14 protein-coding genes are annotated in these 15,242 nt (G+C 66.0%); 10 read left to right on the top strand and 4 right to left on the bottom strand.

Annotated elements, in window-relative coordinates; genetic code table 11:
• Window positions 1-11: 11 nt before the first annotated feature.
• Both LGN17_RS09615 and LGN17_RS09610 read right to left on the bottom strand, forming a co-directional pair.
• Window positions 12-773: an ABC transporter permease gene (locus LGN17_RS09615; RefSeq protein WP_011354149.1), complete on the bottom strand. Its 762-nt coding sequence runs from the start codon at window positions 771-773 to the stop codon at window positions 12-14.
• Window positions 774-776: 3 nt separating this feature from the next.
• On the bottom strand, window positions 777-1,721 hold the full coding sequence (locus LGN17_RS09610) for an ABC transporter ATP-binding protein (protein ID WP_226196200.1): 945 nt from the start codon (window positions 1,719-1,721) through the stop codon (window positions 777-779).
• Between the two features lie 435 nt (window positions 1,722-2,156).
• Between LGN17_RS09610 and LGN17_RS09605 the strand changes: the two genes are divergently transcribed.
• The 10 genes from LGN17_RS09605 (at window position 2,157) to LGN17_RS09560 (ending at window position 11,957) form a co-directional block, all read left to right on the top strand.
• Complete coding sequence (locus LGN17_RS09605; protein ID WP_226196198.1) at window positions 2,157-2,453, top strand: cupin domain-containing protein; 297 nt, start codon at window positions 2,157-2,159, stop codon at window positions 2,451-2,453.
• 617 nt (window positions 2,454-3,070) lie between these two features.
• On the top strand, window positions 3,071-4,675 hold the full coding sequence (locus LGN17_RS09600; RefSeq protein WP_226196196.1) for a DUF2957 domain-containing protein: 1,605 nt from the start codon (window positions 3,071-3,073) through the stop codon (window positions 4,673-4,675).
• A gap of 71 nt (window positions 4,676-4,746) precedes the next feature.
• Entirely contained in the window at window positions 4,747-6,000 is a 1,254-nt protein-coding gene (locus LGN17_RS09595; RefSeq protein ID WP_226196195.1) for a DUF2957 domain-containing protein, read from the top strand.
• Between the two features lie 73 nt (window positions 6,001-6,073).
• Window positions 6,074-6,898: an OmpW/AlkL family protein gene (locus LGN17_RS09590; RefSeq protein ID WP_089462135.1), complete on the top strand. Its 825-nt coding sequence runs from the start codon at window positions 6,074-6,076 to the stop codon at window positions 6,896-6,898.
• 121 nt (window positions 6,899-7,019) lie between these two features.
• A complete protein-coding gene (locus LGN17_RS09585) occupies window positions 7,020-7,523 on the top strand; it encodes an activator protein (protein ID WP_069260616.1) in 504 nt (167 codons plus the stop codon).
• A 182-nt stretch (window positions 7,524-7,705) separates the two neighbouring features.
• Window positions 7,706-7,975, top strand: coding sequence for a hypothetical protein (locus LGN17_RS09580; RefSeq protein ID WP_226196461.1), 270 nt, complete (start codon window positions 7,706-7,708; stop codon window positions 7,973-7,975).
• Window positions 7,976-8,207: 232 nt separating this feature from the next.
• Window positions 8,208-9,299 (top strand): hypothetical protein, encoded by a 1,092-nt coding sequence (locus LGN17_RS09575; RefSeq protein ID WP_226196194.1) that lies wholly within the window; start codon window positions 8,208-8,210, stop codon window positions 9,297-9,299.
• A gap of 426 nt (window positions 9,300-9,725) precedes the next feature.
• Window positions 9,726-10,868 carry an MGDG synthase family glycosyltransferase gene (locus LGN17_RS09570; protein ID WP_226196193.1) on the top strand — a complete coding sequence of 381 codons (1,143 nt, stop codon included), beginning with the start codon at window positions 9,726-9,728 and terminating at the stop codon, window positions 10,866-10,868.
• The gene (locus LGN17_RS09565; RefSeq protein WP_226196192.1) at window positions 10,865-11,359 is read left to right on the top strand and encodes a hypothetical protein; all 495 of its coding nucleotides are present in this window, start codon (window positions 10,865-10,867) and stop codon (window positions 11,357-11,359) included. The genes LGN17_RS09570 and LGN17_RS09565 overlap by 4 nt, the downstream gene beginning before the upstream one ends.
• Window positions 11,360-11,372: 13 nt before the next feature.
• Window positions 11,373-11,957 carry a dual specificity protein phosphatase family protein gene (locus LGN17_RS09560; protein WP_175954624.1) on the top strand — a complete coding sequence of 195 codons (585 nt, stop codon included), beginning with the start codon at window positions 11,373-11,375 and terminating at the stop codon, window positions 11,955-11,957.
• Between the two features lie 95 nt (window positions 11,958-12,052).
• Here LGN17_RS09560 and betA read toward each other — a convergent pair whose 3' ends face one another.
• Complete coding sequence (gene betA / locus LGN17_RS09555; RefSeq protein WP_226196191.1) at window positions 12,053-13,753, bottom strand: choline dehydrogenase; 1,701 nt, start codon at window positions 13,751-13,753, stop codon at window positions 12,053-12,055.
• 16 nt (window positions 13,754-13,769) lie between these two features.
• Window positions 13,770-15,239: a betaine-aldehyde dehydrogenase gene (betB, locus tag LGN17_RS09550; protein ID WP_175954620.1), complete on the bottom strand. Its 1,470-nt coding sequence runs from the start codon at window positions 15,237-15,239 to the stop codon at window positions 13,770-13,772.
• Window positions 15,240-15,242 lie beyond the last annotated feature (3 nt).

Here is a 15,242-nt window from a genome sequence, read left to right as displayed (position 1 = left end):
GCCGTCTTGCGTCAGTTCTTCAGCTTGTAGCCGGTGCGGAACATCCACGCGACGATCGCCAGCAGGATGACGAGGAACAGCGACGTCGCGCCGAGGCTGACGCCCACGTGCACGTCGGCGATGCCGTAGAACGACCAGCGGAAGCCGCTGACCAGGTAGACGATCGGGTTGAACAGCGTGACGACGCGCCACGCGGGCGGCAGCATGTCGACCGAATAGAAGCTGCCGCCGAGGAACGTGAGCGGCGTGATGATCAGCAGCGGCACGAGCTGCAGCTTCTCGAAGCTGTCGGCCCAGATGCCGATCACGAAGCCGAACAGGCTGAACGTGATCGCCGTCAGCACGAGGAACAGCACCATCCAGAACGGATGCAGGATGTGCAGCGGCACGAACAGGCCGGCCGTGGCGAGGATGATCACGCCGAGCAGGATCGACTTCGACGCGGCCGCGCCCACATACGCGATCACGATCTCCCAGTACGACACGGGCGCGGAGAGAATCTCGTAGATCGTGCCCGTGAAGCGCGGGAAGTAGATGCCGAACGACGCGTTCGAGATGCTCTGCGACAGCAGCGACAGCATCACGAGGCCCGGCACGATGAACGAGCCGTAGCCGATGCCGTTCACGTCGCTGATGCGCGAGCCGATCGCGGAGCCGAACACCACGAAGTACAGCGACGTCGAGATCACCGGCGCGATGATGCTCTGCATCAGCGTGCGGCGGGTGCGGGCCATTTCTGCGCGGTAGATCGCGCGGATGCCATGCAGGTTCATGCGTCAGGCTCCTTGCATGCCGTTGCGGCGGTTGTCGATCAGGCTGACGAAAATGTCCTCGAGCGAGCTCTGCGTCGTGTGCAGGTCGCGGAAGCCGATGCCGGCCGAGCCGAGCGCGTTGATCAGCTTCGCGATGCTCGCGTCGTCGCGCTGCGAGTCGTACGTGTAGACGAGCGCGGCGCCGTCGTCCGCGCGTTCGAGCCCGAACGGCGCGAGCGCGGGCGGTACGTCGGCGAGCGGGTGCTCGAGCTGCACGGTGAGCTGCTTCTTGCCGAGCTTGCGCATCAGCTCATGCTTTTCCTCGACGAGCACGAGCTCGCCGCCGAGGATGATGCCGATCCGGTCGGCCATTTCCTCGGCTTCCTCGATGTAGTGCGTGGTCAGCAGGATCGTCACGCCGCTCTCGCGCAGCGAATCGACGAGCTTCCACATGTCGCGGCGCAGCTCGACGTCGACGCCGGCCGTCGGTTCGTCGAGGAACAGGATGCGCGGCTCGTGCGACAGCGCCTTCGCGATCATCACGCGGCGCTTCATGCCGCCCGACAGCGTCATCAGCTTGTTGTCGCGCTTGTCCCACAGCGACAGCGCCTTCAGCGTCTTCTCGATATGCGCGGGATTGGGCGCCTTGCCGAACAGGCCGCGGCTGAACGACACGGTCGCCCAGACGGTTTCGAATGCGTCGGTCGTCAGTTCCTGCGGCACGAGGCCGATCATTTCACGGGCCGCGCGGTATTGATCGCGGATGTCGTGGCCGCCGACCGTCACGCGCCCTTCGGTCGGCGTGACGATGCCGCAGATCGAGCCGATCAGCGTCGTCTTGCCGGCGCCGTTCGGCCCGAGCAACGCGAAGATCTCGCCGGGGCGGATGTCGAGGGTCACGTGCTTCAGCGCCTGGAAGCCGGACGCGTAGGTCTTGGAAAGATCGGAGACGGAAAGGATCGGTTGCATGCTCACGGGTGGCATGGCCGGCCGGCGCGACGGTGTGTGCCGCGCGTGCCCGGCATCGCCGCCGCTCGCGAAGCGGCCGGGATCGGGGACGGCATGGCGAACGGGCGTCATGTCGAACGGCGTTGTGGTGCGGGATCGCGGGACCGCCATATTAGCAATCGGTAGATGGAAATGCATGTTCGTGGAAAGGGCGTGCGTTGCCGGCGCCGGATTTGCGTGAATTGACGGTGCATCGCCGAATAACGCGGCGCTTTATTTGCGATGCGCGAACAATTTGCGCCGCTTTCGGCGAATCGGGCAGCGATCGGGTTTCGGCTCGGCCGCCGCGCGGCTCGCCGGCCGACTGTGCCGCCCGAAGGCCGCCGCGCCGTACCGGGACGGCATGCGCGGCGCTCGCGATAATGCGTTCCTCTCATCGTTCGCGGAGCCGAGCACATGGCTTTGATCGATTTCAAATCCGTGGCGGCGGCGCAGGCCGTCGCCTGGAAATCCACGATCGTCGGCGAGGTCGGGCCGGCCAGGATCAAGGTGCTGCGCATGGATGCGCAGGCTTATGAAGCGGAAGTGCACGACTACAACGAGGGATTGCTGGTGCTGGACGGCCGGATGATGCTCGAGGTCGGGGGCGAGACGGTCGTGGTCGAGGCCGGGCAGATGTACCTGGCGCTTGCCGGAACCCTTCACGCGGTGCTGCCGGGCAGCCACGGCACGCTCGCGATCGTCGATGTGTAAGGTTGCGCCGCAACATGCATGCGAGCGGCTCAGGCCCGACTGGCTTGGCCAAGCGCGGATCGGCAGGCGCCGTTCAAACGCGTGTTATACAGCTTGGGTATTTGTCTGAGCAAATAAAATGAAGGCTGTTTGAAAATCTGTCAAATACCGTATGAACGCTAGGATTGCGCGGTTTCGGTCGTTTGGAACTCTGCATCCATTTACTTGTGGGTATCGCCCGATCATAGTTTCCACAAACGACGCATCACGATAACGAATCAAGCGTACGGATGGAGACCCACAGATGAGACGCGTATCCGCGGGGCCGGTCGGACTGCCGTTTCCCGTTTTTTCGCTGAATGCAGGCGCGACGCAGATCGCATGCCTGCGTTGCCCTATCGCCGTGTAGCGGCGAACCACTTCCCGTTTCGATCGTTCCGACGGCGCCGTGCCGCATGACGGCGCTGCGGGAGCTCGCTTGTCTGCCGCCGCGGCGCGTGCCGCATTTGCCTGACCGGCATCGCGGCCGTCTTGCGCGCATCGTCATGCGCCGCGCGTTCGTGCCGCGGCGCGATACCAACCGGCGGGCCATGCAGCCTGTCCGGACGAGACTTGTCGTACCTGAAAAGGAGGGGTTGATGATTTGCATTCCTGAATGGCGGAAGGCGATCCTGTCGTGCGCGGTAGCCGCGTTGCCGTTCGTCGCCGGTTGCGGCGGCGGCGACGATCCGGGGCCGATCAATGTGCCGCAATGTTCGGGCAGCGCATGCGGGCCGAGCGGCGCCGAAACGACGCTGCCGGTCGTGACGAAGCTGTGTCCGGACGCGCTCGATTACACGACGACGTATACGGGCGGTTCGGGCAGCGGCGAGTACGTGAAGGTGAAGTTCGACACGACGAAGCTCACCTATCAGATGCAGTTCCTCGACTCGTCGGTGCCGACGTCGGCGGGGCAGATCAACAACACGCGCGCGGGCCTGACGATCAACGGCGCGTTCCATCACCCGACCAATCTTCCGACGGCCGAGCAGAACCGCTGCGCATTCGTGCTCGACAGCGGCGCGACGAGCGACGGCACGTATTCGGTGACGATCAATCGCGCGGATCCGCCGATGCTGTTCGTCGGCAACGGCGTCGTGGGCGGCGGGATTCCGGGGGCGACGATCGCGTTCCAGGGGATCGAGGTCGTGCCGGGCTACTTCCTCGGTACTGTACCGTCGCGCACGTTCGACTTCTATCCGTTCATCGGCTTTACCGACACGGAAACGGATTTCACGAAGGTGGCCGGCGTATACAACGAAGTCGGCATTCACCTGTCGCCGACCGGCACCGGCTTTCAGACCACCACGCCGCAGGGCTGGCAGCCGGACGTCGTGAACTGGAACCAGACGCTCAATGCGGACGGCTCGTGCACGATCACGCAAGGCAGCGACTACTCGTGTCAGACGACCGGCACGCCGTGGACGTTGCGCAAGAACGCGGACGGCACGTCCGACAACGTATTCGTCAGCAATGCGCAGACGGGGCAGCCGTATCCGTCGGCCGGCCAAGGGCAGCCGATCGTGCTTCTCGTGCCGAGCCAGGCCCATGGCGTGATGATCGTCGGCAAGCTGAACGGTGCACTGGTGCCGGTGGTGATCCGCGTAGGGTACGCGTATGCCCCGCCGGGCAATCCGTTCGGTTCGGTGGCCGATGCGGAAGTCGGCATCTCGATGCTCGCGCCTTCCAAACCGGTTGCGGCCAACGTGCTGAAGGGCGGGTTCATCGGTGCGACGAGCGCGTCCGCGTGCGGTGTGGTGACGAACAACGGGCCGTCGAGCAATGCGGCTGTTGCGCGACCGAGCTTCGACCCGATGATCCCGCATCCGGACCTGCCGGGCGTGTTCAACACCAGTTTCAATTACTTCACGCCGTCTGCCGGCAACTGTACCGATGGCACCGCCGTATCGACCATCGCGGCGAACTACACGTCGACGCTCTTCCAGGGCAATACCGCGGCATTCATCGATCCGCAGACGTCGTCGGAGACGGCTCAGTTCGGGCTGGACTATACGCAGGCATCGCCCGGCAAGATCGCGATCACGGCCAACAGCGACTTCAACGCGAAGGGCGCCAGCGGCAACGTGGCGATCTTCAAGAAGGGCGACAAGGGCTGGATCGTGACGGCCGGCAACGTCTACGCGATGGTCGTCAACAACAGCCAGGTCAACCCGTTCTTCACGATCGGCGCATTCGTTCAGTAACCCCGCATTGAACGCGTAACACCGGCGGCGCACGCGTCGCCGCCGGCGAATCGGATTTCAAGAGGATTCCTATGAATTTGAAGAAATGGATGGCCGCGGCGTCGCTCGCGCCCGTGCTGGCCGCCTGCGGCGGAGACGGCGACCCGCCGCCCGCGCCGGTGGTCCGGCTGTGCCCGCAGACGATCGACTACAACACGGTGTTCATCGGCGGATCGGGGTCGGGGGAGCTCGTGAAGGTGCAGCTCGATACGACGAAGATGACGTACCGGATGACGTATCTCGCATCGCCGGTGCCGAGCACCACGGGTACCGTACAGCCGACCCGCGACACGGCGCCGGCCAACGTGGTCGACGGCACGCTCGCCGACGAAACGGGGCTGCCGACGGTGAAGCTGAACCAGTGCACGTTCCGGATGCAGAACGCCAGCCTCGACCCGAACCGGCCCGCGCGGCTGTTCCTCGGCGAAGGCGTGCTGGGCGGCGCGATTCCCGGCGCGACAATCCAGTTCAACGGCGTGATCGGCGTCGGCAAGATTGCGCAGACGACGTTCCCGTACTACCCGTTCATCAGCTTCTCGTCGCTGGAAACCGACCTGACGAAGATCGCCGGCAAGTATAACCAGCTCGGCTATCACCAGGTGCCGTCGCAGAGCTTCCAGCCGGTGGCGCTCGACCAGCAGGTGACGATCAACGCGGACGGCAGCTACGTCGAAACCGACAACTTCGGCAAGAAGAACGGCGGGCAGCCGCTCGCGTCGAGCGCGACCGTGAACCAGCCGTTCACGCTGCGGCCCGATGCGCCGGCGTTCCAGTCGCTCAACTACCTGCCGCAGATTCCGCCGACGCTCGCCGCGGCCGATCCGGCGAAGGCCGGCAAGGGGATCCTGATCGTCGGCAAGCTGCGCAACCAGCTCGTGCCGATCTTCATCCGCACCGGTGCTGCCAACGCGGACCTCACGCAAGGCCCGCCGAGCGCGGACGACGAATCGGGCATCTCGTTCCTGAGCCCGCAGACGGCGATCGCGCAAGGCTCGCAGAACGGCGAGTACACGGGTGTCGACAGCGCGTTCAACTACCGCGCGACCGCGCTCGTCGGCGCGCAGGCCACGCTGCTCGATCCGTTCAATGCGTCGCAGGCCGCGCTCACGCGCGCGCTGAACCTCGACTACACGCAGAAGGTGCCCGGTGTCGTGACGACCGTGCATGCGGACGCCGCGTCGGGGCCGGCGACCGGCAAGTTCGTGTTCGCCGGCGGCGTATTCGGGTTCCTCGACATGAACGATACGAGCAACCCGTACTTCACGGTCGGCGCATTCGTGCAGTGACGCACGCCTGGATGGAGACACGGCGGCGCCGCGCGCAGGTGCGCGGCGCCCGGACAGAATGAGGGGAGACTTCATGAAGAAGCTGATTGTCGCGGGTGTCGTCGCAGGTGTGTCGACGCTCGCATCGGCCCAGCAGGCGGGCGACAACGTCGCGACGCTGGGCTGGCTGCACATCATGCCGCAGGATTCGACCAACGGGCTGACGACGAATCTCGCGAGCATGCCGATCAACGGGCCGCTGCGCCTGCCCGGGTCGTTCACGTCGCCGGGCACGAGCCTGACGGTCAACAATGCCGATACGGTCGGCCTCACGCTCACGCACTTCTTCACCGACCATATTGCGGTCACGTCGGTGCTCGGCGTGCCGCCCGAGTTCACGCTGACCGGGCACGGCACGATCCGGCCGCCCGGCCCGGCCGGCGCGCTCGGCAGCGTCAACATGGACGATCCGGCGAACCAGCCGGCGGTGAAGAACGCGCGGCAATGGAGCCCGACGGTCATTCTGCAGTACTACTTCAATTCGCCGACGGCGCGGTTCCGGCCGTTCGTCGGGATCGGCGTGGCCTACAGCTGGTTCAGCAACATCGAGCTGAATGGCAACTTCGCGAAGGACATCAACGAGAACCTCGGCAGCGTACTCGCGGCGGGCGCAGGCAAGCCGGGGCCGACGTCGGTGGAGGGCAAGGCGTCGTCGTCGTTCACGCCGGTCTACAACGTCGGCGCGAGCTATGCGATCGACAAGCACTGGGGGCTCACGGCAACGCTAACGTACATGCCGCTGAAGACCTACTCGTCGCTCGTGATCAAGGCGGCCGACGGCTCGACGCTCGCCACCACGCGCACGCGGCTGAAGGCGGATCCGCTGATCACGTTCGTCGGGATTTCCTACAAGTTCTGAGCCGTCCGGCGCGCATGACGCGCGCCGGCGGCTTCCTGCGACCGGTTGGCCGGACCTTTCCGGCCGGGAGGTCGCGTTCCTGGCGGCGTGCCGCCATTTGTGAAGAGAGGGGGCAGTTCAAATGAGCATTCGTAAAATCGTATCGCTTGTTGCTGCAGTGGCTTTCACCGCGGTTTCGGCCGCGCCTGCTTTCGCCGTTACCGTTTCGCGGGCCGACGGTCAGCCGATGAACCCGAATGGCGAGCCGTTCTCGGCGTCGGGGATCACGAATCTCAGCAAGGGATCGATCAGCGCTTCCTGTACCGCGACCTTCAACGGCACGATCACGTCGACCGGCATCGTCAACATCACGTCGACGCAGTTCACCGGCGGCGGGACCTGCGGCCTCATCGCCGGCAGCGCGAGCAGCGCGTCGCCGTGGACGGGGCAGGCTGACAGCACGACACAGCTGTCGATCAATAACGCGAAGGTGACCGTGACGCTGCTCGGCACTTGCGGGCCGAGCAAGGTCGTGACGGCGTGGAGCGATTCGAACTCGTCGCTGACGTTCAACAACGCCGTGCTGACGCCGGATTGCACGGTGGGCGGCACGGTCCTGACGTCGCCGAAGTTCCACGTGCAGTAAGCGTCGCAGATCGAAGCAGGATGCCCGCCGCGCGCGAGGGCCGTGCGGTAGGTGCGGCGGGTATTCGCGGTTTCGATGGGTCCGTGCCGTCGCGTGTATCGGCGCGACGGCCGGATTCGTTCGGCAGAGCGGTCGCGTTTCTCGAGGAAGGCCGCCATATATCAAGAGAGAGGGCCGTACAGATGAAAATTCGTCAAATTGCATCGCTTGCCGCCGCGGTCGTCGTTACCGCGGTTTCGGCCGTACCCGCATTCGCAGTGACCGTTTCGCGAGCGGATGGCTTGCCGATGAATCCGAATGGAGAACCGTTTTCGGCGTCGGGGATCACGTCGCTCCAGAAGGGGGCGGTCGGTCCGATCCACTGTATGGCGACGTTCAACAACGCCGTGCTGACGCCGGATTGCACGGTGAACGGCATGGTCATCACGTCGCCGAAGTTCCACGTTCAGTAAGCGCCGCCGATCGAAGCGGAGAGCTTGCTGCGCACGAAGGCGGCGCGGGATCTACGCGGATGTCCGCTTCTTCGACGTTTTCGAGCCGTCGCCCGGATCAGCGTGGCGACAGGCTGACCACACGTGTCGCGATCCGACGCGTGGGGTCTTGCGGGTCGGCACGGCGTACCGCGCCAGCCGATTCGACCGAATTAACCCTATTCCAATTGGCCAGAATACTCCCGGAAGACCCATGCTTACCGATCCAGCAAAGTATGGAGATGCCCGCGGCGCGACGCCTGACCGGCTGCGCACGGCCGCGTGGTTGCAGTACCTGATCGAACGACTCGACGCTGCCGCTTGCGCGGCGCAGGCAGGTGACGCCGACGACACGACCGTCATCGCGTCTCACGCGATACGCATGCGGGCTGGCGCGAGCCTGTCCCGGGAAGCGACGGCGATGCTTCACCGGCTCGCGCCGTGGATCGCATCGGACGGCGGCGCCTGCGCATGCGACCTGACCGACCCGCGCGGCGCGTGCTCGCATGTGCCTTCGATGCAGCAACTCGCCGAAGCCGAACGCAGCTGCCCCGGCTCGCGCGCCGTGTTCGACACCGCGCACGGCGCGATCGATGCCTGCGCATTCGACGACCCCGATATCGGTTGGGCCGCGCTCGAGCGGATTGCCGGCGGTGTCGAAGGCAACGGGGGCGATGACGGCGAAAGCACTGAACACGAAAAGGGCGCGCAGGACGGCTTGCCGCCTGCGAAGAACCTGAGAGAAAGGCTGGCCGTCGTCGCGGCGGCGGGTGGAGAAACGTCGACCTTGCCTGGCGCCGTCATCGACGCGATCGTGCTGCGCGCGTGCGGGCCGCGCGACGATGCATCGCGCATCGACGAGATGGCTGCGCTCGCGACGTTCTCGGCCGTGCTCGCCGCCGGCAACGGAACGTCCATTGCCGCGTATGGCGGTCAGCACAACCTCGTGGCGCGCGCGATACGCACGCATCGTGCCGATCTCGCGTCGGTGGACGGGCTGCTCGCGGCGTTATCCGTGTGCAGGCTCGATCAGCTCGTCGGCGCGGGCAGCTTCTGGGCCTACTCCCTGCTGGCGGGCATCGTGATCGCGGCACCGGACGCCGTCCGGGAAATCGGTCGCCGCTTTCACGGTGACGAGTGGCAGGCGTGGCTCGATCACGTGCTTGCATGGCCGGCGGTCAGCCGATTCGGGCCGAAAGAGGACGTCGCGTTCGAACGCCTGCAAGGCGCGATGAGCCTGACGTCGCGATGGAACCCGATCATTCGTGGGAAGCGGATGCGCAAGCAGGGTGGTGCAACACCCTGATTCGGGGAGTTCGTGGGACACGACCGGCCGATGCATCGCCTTTGCCGAACCAACATGTGAGGATGCCAAACCAATCGCGCACGAGCACGTGGCTCGCGCCGAATGCCGAGCCCCGTTCGCACACGTGAACGGGCGTCGGCCGGTGACGCGACGAGCCGTCGGCGTCCACACTGGCCGCACGCCACGCCGTCCACACCATCCATCTTTCCTGACCGCTTGACCGCCTGCGCGCCTCCCCGATCCAGGCGCCATCGACCGAACGCAGTATGATTCCGCAGACGATGCGGGCGATCGCTGCGCTGTAACCGCCCGCCCGCACCGCCGAAGATCGGCCAGGCTTGTTGCACACCGGACGCAAACCGCCGCCGCGTGAGCGCGCCGCTGCGAACCCGCCTCCGGACCCCCTTCATCGAAACGGTCAGTCAGATGTCAAAGCCAAGCAAGAAGATCCTCCTCCTGAGCGTCAGCGCCGGCGCCGGCCATACTCGCGCGGCCGAAGCGATCCGCGCGTTCGCCGACCACCATCCCGCTGGCATCGAAGCCACCCACCTGGACGTGATGGATTTCGTGTCCACCGGCTTTCGCAAGCTTTACACCGATCTCTACATCAAGCTCGTCAGCAGCCAGCCGGCGCTGTGGGGCTACCTGTACCAGAAGACCGACGAAGTCGATCCCGCCGCGCCGTCGCAGAAGATCCGGCGCGCGATCGAGCGGCTCAATTGCCGGGCGCTGCTCGCGGAGATCGAACGGCAGCGCCCGGATGCGATCATCTGCACGCACTTCCTGCCGGCTGAACTGCTGTCGCGCGAGATCCGCAAGGGGCGCGTCGACACGCCGGTGTGGGTGCAGGTCACCGATTTCGACCTGCACAGCATGTGGGTCGTGCCGAACATGCGCGGCTATTTCGCGGCCAACGACGAAATCGCGTGGCGCATGCATGCGCGCGGCATGGCGCCGGAAACGGTGCACGTCAGCGGCATTCCGATCATGCCGGCGTTCGGCCAGCCGCTCGATCGCGCGGCCTGCGCGGCCGAATTCGGCCTCGATCCCGCGCGCCCGACGTTCCTGATGATGTCCGGCGGCGCGGGCCTCGGCGGCCTCGACGTACTGGCCGCGCGCCTGCTGGAGATGGATGCCGACTTCCAGCTGATCGCGCTGGCCGGCAAGAACAAGGCGATGCTGGCGTCGTTGCAGGCACTGGCCGCGCGGCATCCGGGCCGGCTGTTTCCGCAGGGCTTCACGCAGCAGGTCGAACGCCTGATGGCCTGTGCCGACCTCGTGATCACGAAGCCGGGCGGCCTGACGACATCCGAATGCCTCGCGATGCAGTTGCCGATGATCGTCAACTCGCCGATTCCGGGCCAGGAAGAGCGCAATGCGGATTTCCTGCTCGAACAGGGCGTCGCGCTGAAGGCGATCGACGACGATGCGCTCGTCTACCGGATCCGCGGGTTGCTGCAGACGCCGGAGCGCCTCGCCGACATGCGCCGCCGTCTCGCGCCGCTCGGGCGGCCGCTCGCCGGCCGCTTCGTGCTCGATCGCGTGCTGGGCCTGGAGCCGGCCGCATGAGCGGCGCGCGTTTTGTGCCGACGCGCCATACGGTGTTCGTCGTCGCGTGGGTCGTGTTGCTCGCGTACTTCTTCGCGAACGTCGAGATCCAGATCGAAGGCAGCGCGGGCTGGGCCGCCAACCTGCCGACGTGGCGCATCGAGCATCACTGGCTGCTCGACATCTTCTGGGGCGGGCGCCCGATGACCGGCTACCACGCGTGGGTGTTTCCGTTCGTCGCGCTGTTCTTTCACCTGCCGGCCGTGTTCAATGGACGATGGTCGTGGCGCATCGAAGCCCGCATCATCGCGTGCATCATGGTGTTCTGGCTGACCGAGGATTTCCTGTGGTTCGTGCTGAATCCGGCGTATGGCCTGGCCCGCTTCAATCCGGCCAACGTGCCATGGCATATCCACTGGCTGGGCGTGGCCCCGACGGACTACTGGACGATGAGCGCCGCCGCGATCGTGCTGTTCATGCTTTCCCGCGAGCGCAAGCGCGCCTTTTACTGAGCCCTGACCCGACATGAAAATCGCCGTCATTGCCGCGATCGCCGCCACGCTTGCCGGACTCGTGCAGCCGGCCGAGGCGGACCCGGCTGCCGAGGTATCCGCCCGGCCGATCAATTGGGCGCAGGGCGTGACCGATGCGCATGTGAACAACCTGCACCGCATCACGCCGACGCTGTACCGCAGCGCCCAGCTGTCGCGCTCGGACGTGCCGGAACTGCAGAAGCTCGGCATCCGCAAGGTCATCAGCTTCCGTTCGTTTCACGCGGACGACAGCATCCTGGCCGGCACGCAGATCAAGATGCAGCGCATCCGGATCAACACGTGGGACATTCGCGACGAAGACATGGTCACCGCGCTGAAGGCGCTGCGCACGGCGGACCAGGACGGCCCGGTGCTGATCCACTGCCAGCACGGCGCCGATCGTACCGGCCTCGTGTCGGCGTTGTACCGGATGGTGTATCAGGGCTGGACGCGCGAGCAGGCGCTCGATGAACTGCAGCACGGCGGCTACGGGTTCCATCCGATCTGGAAGAACATCACGCACTATCTGATGCACGTGGACGTCGAGCGTTTGAAGCGAGAAGTGAACAGCGGCTGACGAAGGCATGAAAAACGCATGAAAAACGCCGCCGACAATCGCTGTCGGCGGCGTTTCGTCAGTACGCCGATGAGCGGGCAGCACGCCCGCCGTCGTCAAACCGTCTCCGGCTGCCGCACCGCCTTCGCGACATTCCTCGCCATCGCCCCGTTCGCCACGAAGTAAGGCACGTCCACCCGCGCAAGCGCCTTGCGCCCGTGAATCCTGTCCGCGATCTTCTCGGCGATCATGATCGTCGGCGCATTGAGGTTGCCGGTCGTGATGATCGGCATGATCGACGCATCGACGACGCGCAGGCCGTCGAGCCCGTGCACACGCCCTTCTTCATCGACCACGGCCATATCGTCGTAACCCATCTTGCACGAGCATGACGGATGGAACGCGGTCTCCGCGCGCGCGCGCACGAACGCGTCGAGTTCCTTGTCCGACTTGCAGTCGGCGCCCGGATTCAGCTCGCGGCCGCGATAGCGGTCGAGCGCGGGCTGCCGCATGATCTCGCGCGTCGCGCGGATCGCATCGCGGAACTCGCGCCAGTCGAGTGCTTCGGCCATGTAGTTGAACAGGATGCTCGGGTGCGCGTTCGGGTCGCGCGAGCGCAGCTTCACGCGGCCGCGGCTCGGCGAGCGCATCGAGCCGACGTGCGCCTGGAAGCCGTGCATCTCGATCGCGTTCGAGCCGTTGTAGTTGATCGCCACGGGCAGGAAGTGATACTGGATGTTCGGCCACAGATCGTCGTCGCGCGTGCGGATGAAGCCGCCCGCCTCGAAATGGTTGCTCGCGCCGAGGCCGGTGCCGTTCAGCATCCATTCGAGGCCGATCTTCGGCTGGTTCCACCACTTGAGCGCCGGGTACAGCGATACCGGCTCCTTGCACTCGTACTGGATGTACATCTCCAGGTGATCCTGCAGGTTCTGGCCGACACCGGGCAGGTCGAGCACGACGGGAATGTCGAGTTCCTTCAGCCACGCGCCGGGGCCGACGCCCGAGCGCTGCAGCAGTTGCGGCGATGCGATCGCGCCGCTGCACACGAGCACTTCTCGGCGCGCCTGCGCGGTCGCGCGTTCGCTGCCGCGCAGGTACGTGACGCCCGACGCGCGCTTGCCGTCGAACAGGATGCGGTCGGCGAGCGCGTGGGTGACGATCTCGAGGTTCGGCCGCGCCTTCGCCTGGTCGAGGTAGCCGCGCGCGGTGCTGGCGCGGCGGCCCTTCGGCGTGACGGTGCGATCCATCGGGCCGAAGCCTTCCTGCTGATAGCCGTTCAGGTCGTCGGTGCGCGGATAGCCGGCCTGCACGCCTGCATCGACCATCGCTTCGAACAGCGGGTTCACGCCCGGCTTGCTGGTCGTGACCGACACGGGACCGTTGCCGCCGTGATAGTCGTTCGGGCCGACGTCGCGCGTTTCGGCTTTCTTGAAGTACGGCAGGCAGTCGAGGTAGGTCCAGTTCTCGAGGCCCTTGTGCGTCGACCAGTTGTCGTAGTCGAGCGCGTTGCCGCGGATGTAGCACATCCCGTTGATCAGCGACGAACCGCCGAGCCCCTTGCCGCGGCCGCATTCCATCCGGCGGTTGTCCATGTGCGGCTCGGGGTCGGTTTCGTACGCCCAGTTGTAGCGGCGGCCCTGCAGCGGATAGGCGAGGGCGGCCGGCATCTGCGTGCGGAAGTCGAAGCGGTAGTCGGGGCCGCCCGCTTCGAGCAGCAGCACCGTGACGTCCGGATCTTCCGTCAGGCGCGTGGCGAGCACGTTGCCCGCGGAACCGGCGCCGCAGATGATGTAGTCGTATTCGCGTGTCGTCATGACGGATTCTCCTTCTTTAAAACACCGGGTTGTAGCGGCCGAGCTCGACCTGCACCGACTTGATTCGAGTGTAGTGCTCGAGCGTGGTGATGCCGTTCTCGCGCCCGACACCGGATTGCTTGTATCCGCCAACCGGCATCTCGGCCGGCGATTCGCCCCACGTGTTGATCCAGCAGATGCCGGCTTCGAGACGATGGATCGTGCGGTGCGCGCGCGACAGGTTCTCGGTCACGACGCCGGCTGCCAGGCCGTAGTGCGTGTCGTTCGCGCGGGCGATCACTTCGTCCTCCGATTCGAAATCGAGGATGCTCATCACCGGCCCGAAAATTTCCTCGCGGACGATCTTCATGTCGTCGCGGCAATCCCCGAACACGGTCGGTGCGACGTACTGGCCGCTGCCGAAGTGGCCGTCGGTCAGGCGCGTGCCGCCGGCGAGCAGCTTCGCGCCCTCGGCCTTGCCGCTCTCGATGAAGCCGAGCACCTTGTCGAGCTGCGCGGCCGACACGAGCGGGCCGAAGTTGGTGTCGGCATCGGTCGGCTTGCCGACGCGGATACGCTTCACGCGTTCGAGCACGCGCTGCGTGAACGCATCCTTGATCGAGCGGTGCACGAACACGCGCGTGCCGTTCGTGCAGACCTGGCCCGAGCTGAAGAAGTTGGCGGTCACCGCGATGTCGGCCGCGCGGTCGAGATCCGCATCGTCGAACACGATCAGCGGCGACTTGCCGCCGAGTTCCATCGTCACTTCCTTCAGCGACGACGCGCCGGCCAGCGACATCACCTTCTTGCCGGTTTCGACGCCGCCGGTGAACGACACCTTCGCGATGTCCGGGTGGCCGGTGAGCAGCGCGCCGACCGAGCCGTCGCCCTGCACGACGTTGAACACGCCGGCCGGCACGCCGGCTTCCGTATAGATTTCCGCGAGCTTCAGCGCGGTGAGCGGCGTGACTTCGCTCGGCTTGAACACCATCGCGTTGCCGGCCGCGAGCGCGGGCGCCGTCTTCCAGCACGCGATCTGGATCGGGTAGTTCCAGGCGCCGATGCCCGCGCACACGCCGAGCGGCTCGCGGCGCGTGTAGACGAACGACTCGGCGCGCAGCGGCACCTGCAGCCCTTCGATCGCGGTCGCGAGGCCCGCGTAGTACTCGATCACGTCCGCGCCGGTGACGATGTCGACCGCGAGCGTCTCGGCGATCGGCTTGCCGGTGTCGCGCGTTTCCAGCGCGGCGAGTTCGTCGTTGCGCTCGCGCAGCAGGTCGACCGCGCGGCGCAGGATGCGCGAGCGCTGCATCGCGGTCATCGCGGCCCATTCACGCTGGCCTTCCTGGGCGGACGCCACCGCGCGGTCGACGTCGGCCGCGCTGGCCTGCTGCACCTGCGCGAGCAGTTCGCCGGTGGCGGGATCGAAGGTGTCGAAAGTCTTGCCGCTCGTGGCGTCGACGTAACCGCCGCCGATGTAGAGGCGCTGCAAACCGAATACGGACATGAG

Source organism: Burkholderia sp. AU30280 (assembly GCF_020420125.1).
Lineage (GTDB): Bacteria > Pseudomonadota > Gammaproteobacteria > Burkholderiales > Burkholderiaceae > Burkholderia.
This window is presented reverse-complemented; position numbering and strand designations above follow the sequence as displayed.

Coding starts and splice junctions, on each gene's coding strand:
- LGN17_RS09615 (WP_011354149.1), bottom strand. CDS start 773: ATGAACCTGCATGGCATCCGCGCGATCTACCGCGCAGAAATGGCCCGC.
- LGN17_RS09610 (WP_226196200.1), bottom strand. CDS start 1,721: ATGCAACCGATCCTTTCCGTCTCCGATCTTTCCAAGACCTACGCGTCC.
- LGN17_RS09605 (WP_226196198.1), top strand. CDS start 2,157: ATGGCTTTGATCGATTTCAAATCCGTGGCGGCGGCGCAGGCCGTCGCC.
- LGN17_RS09600 (WP_226196196.1), top strand. CDS start 3,071: ATGATTTGCATTCCTGAATGGCGGAAGGCGATCCTGTCGTGCGCGGTA.
- LGN17_RS09595 (WP_226196195.1), top strand. CDS start 4,747: ATGAATTTGAAGAAATGGATGGCCGCGGCGTCGCTCGCGCCCGTGCTG.
- LGN17_RS09590 (WP_089462135.1), top strand. CDS start 6,074: ATGAAGAAGCTGATTGTCGCGGGTGTCGTCGCAGGTGTGTCGACGCTC.
- LGN17_RS09585 (WP_069260616.1), top strand. CDS start 7,020: ATGAGCATTCGTAAAATCGTATCGCTTGTTGCTGCAGTGGCTTTCACC.
- LGN17_RS09580 (WP_226196461.1), top strand. CDS start 7,706: ATGAAAATTCGTCAAATTGCATCGCTTGCCGCCGCGGTCGTCGTTACC.
- LGN17_RS09575 (WP_226196194.1), top strand. CDS start 8,208: ATGCTTACCGATCCAGCAAAGTATGGAGATGCCCGCGGCGCGACGCCT.
- LGN17_RS09570 (WP_226196193.1), top strand. CDS start 9,726: ATGTCAAAGCCAAGCAAGAAGATCCTCCTCCTGAGCGTCAGCGCCGGC.
- LGN17_RS09565 (WP_226196192.1), top strand. CDS start 10,865: ATGAGCGGCGCGCGTTTTGTGCCGACGCGCCATACGGTGTTCGTCGTC.
- LGN17_RS09560 (WP_175954624.1), top strand. CDS start 11,373: ATGAAAATCGCCGTCATTGCCGCGATCGCCGCCACGCTTGCCGGACTC.
- betA (WP_226196191.1), bottom strand. CDS start 13,753: ATGACGACACGCGAATACGACTACATCATCTGCGGCGCCGGTTCCGCG.
- betB (WP_175954620.1), bottom strand. CDS start 15,239: ATGTCCGTATTCGGTTTGCAGCGCCTCTACATCGGCGGCGGTTACGTC.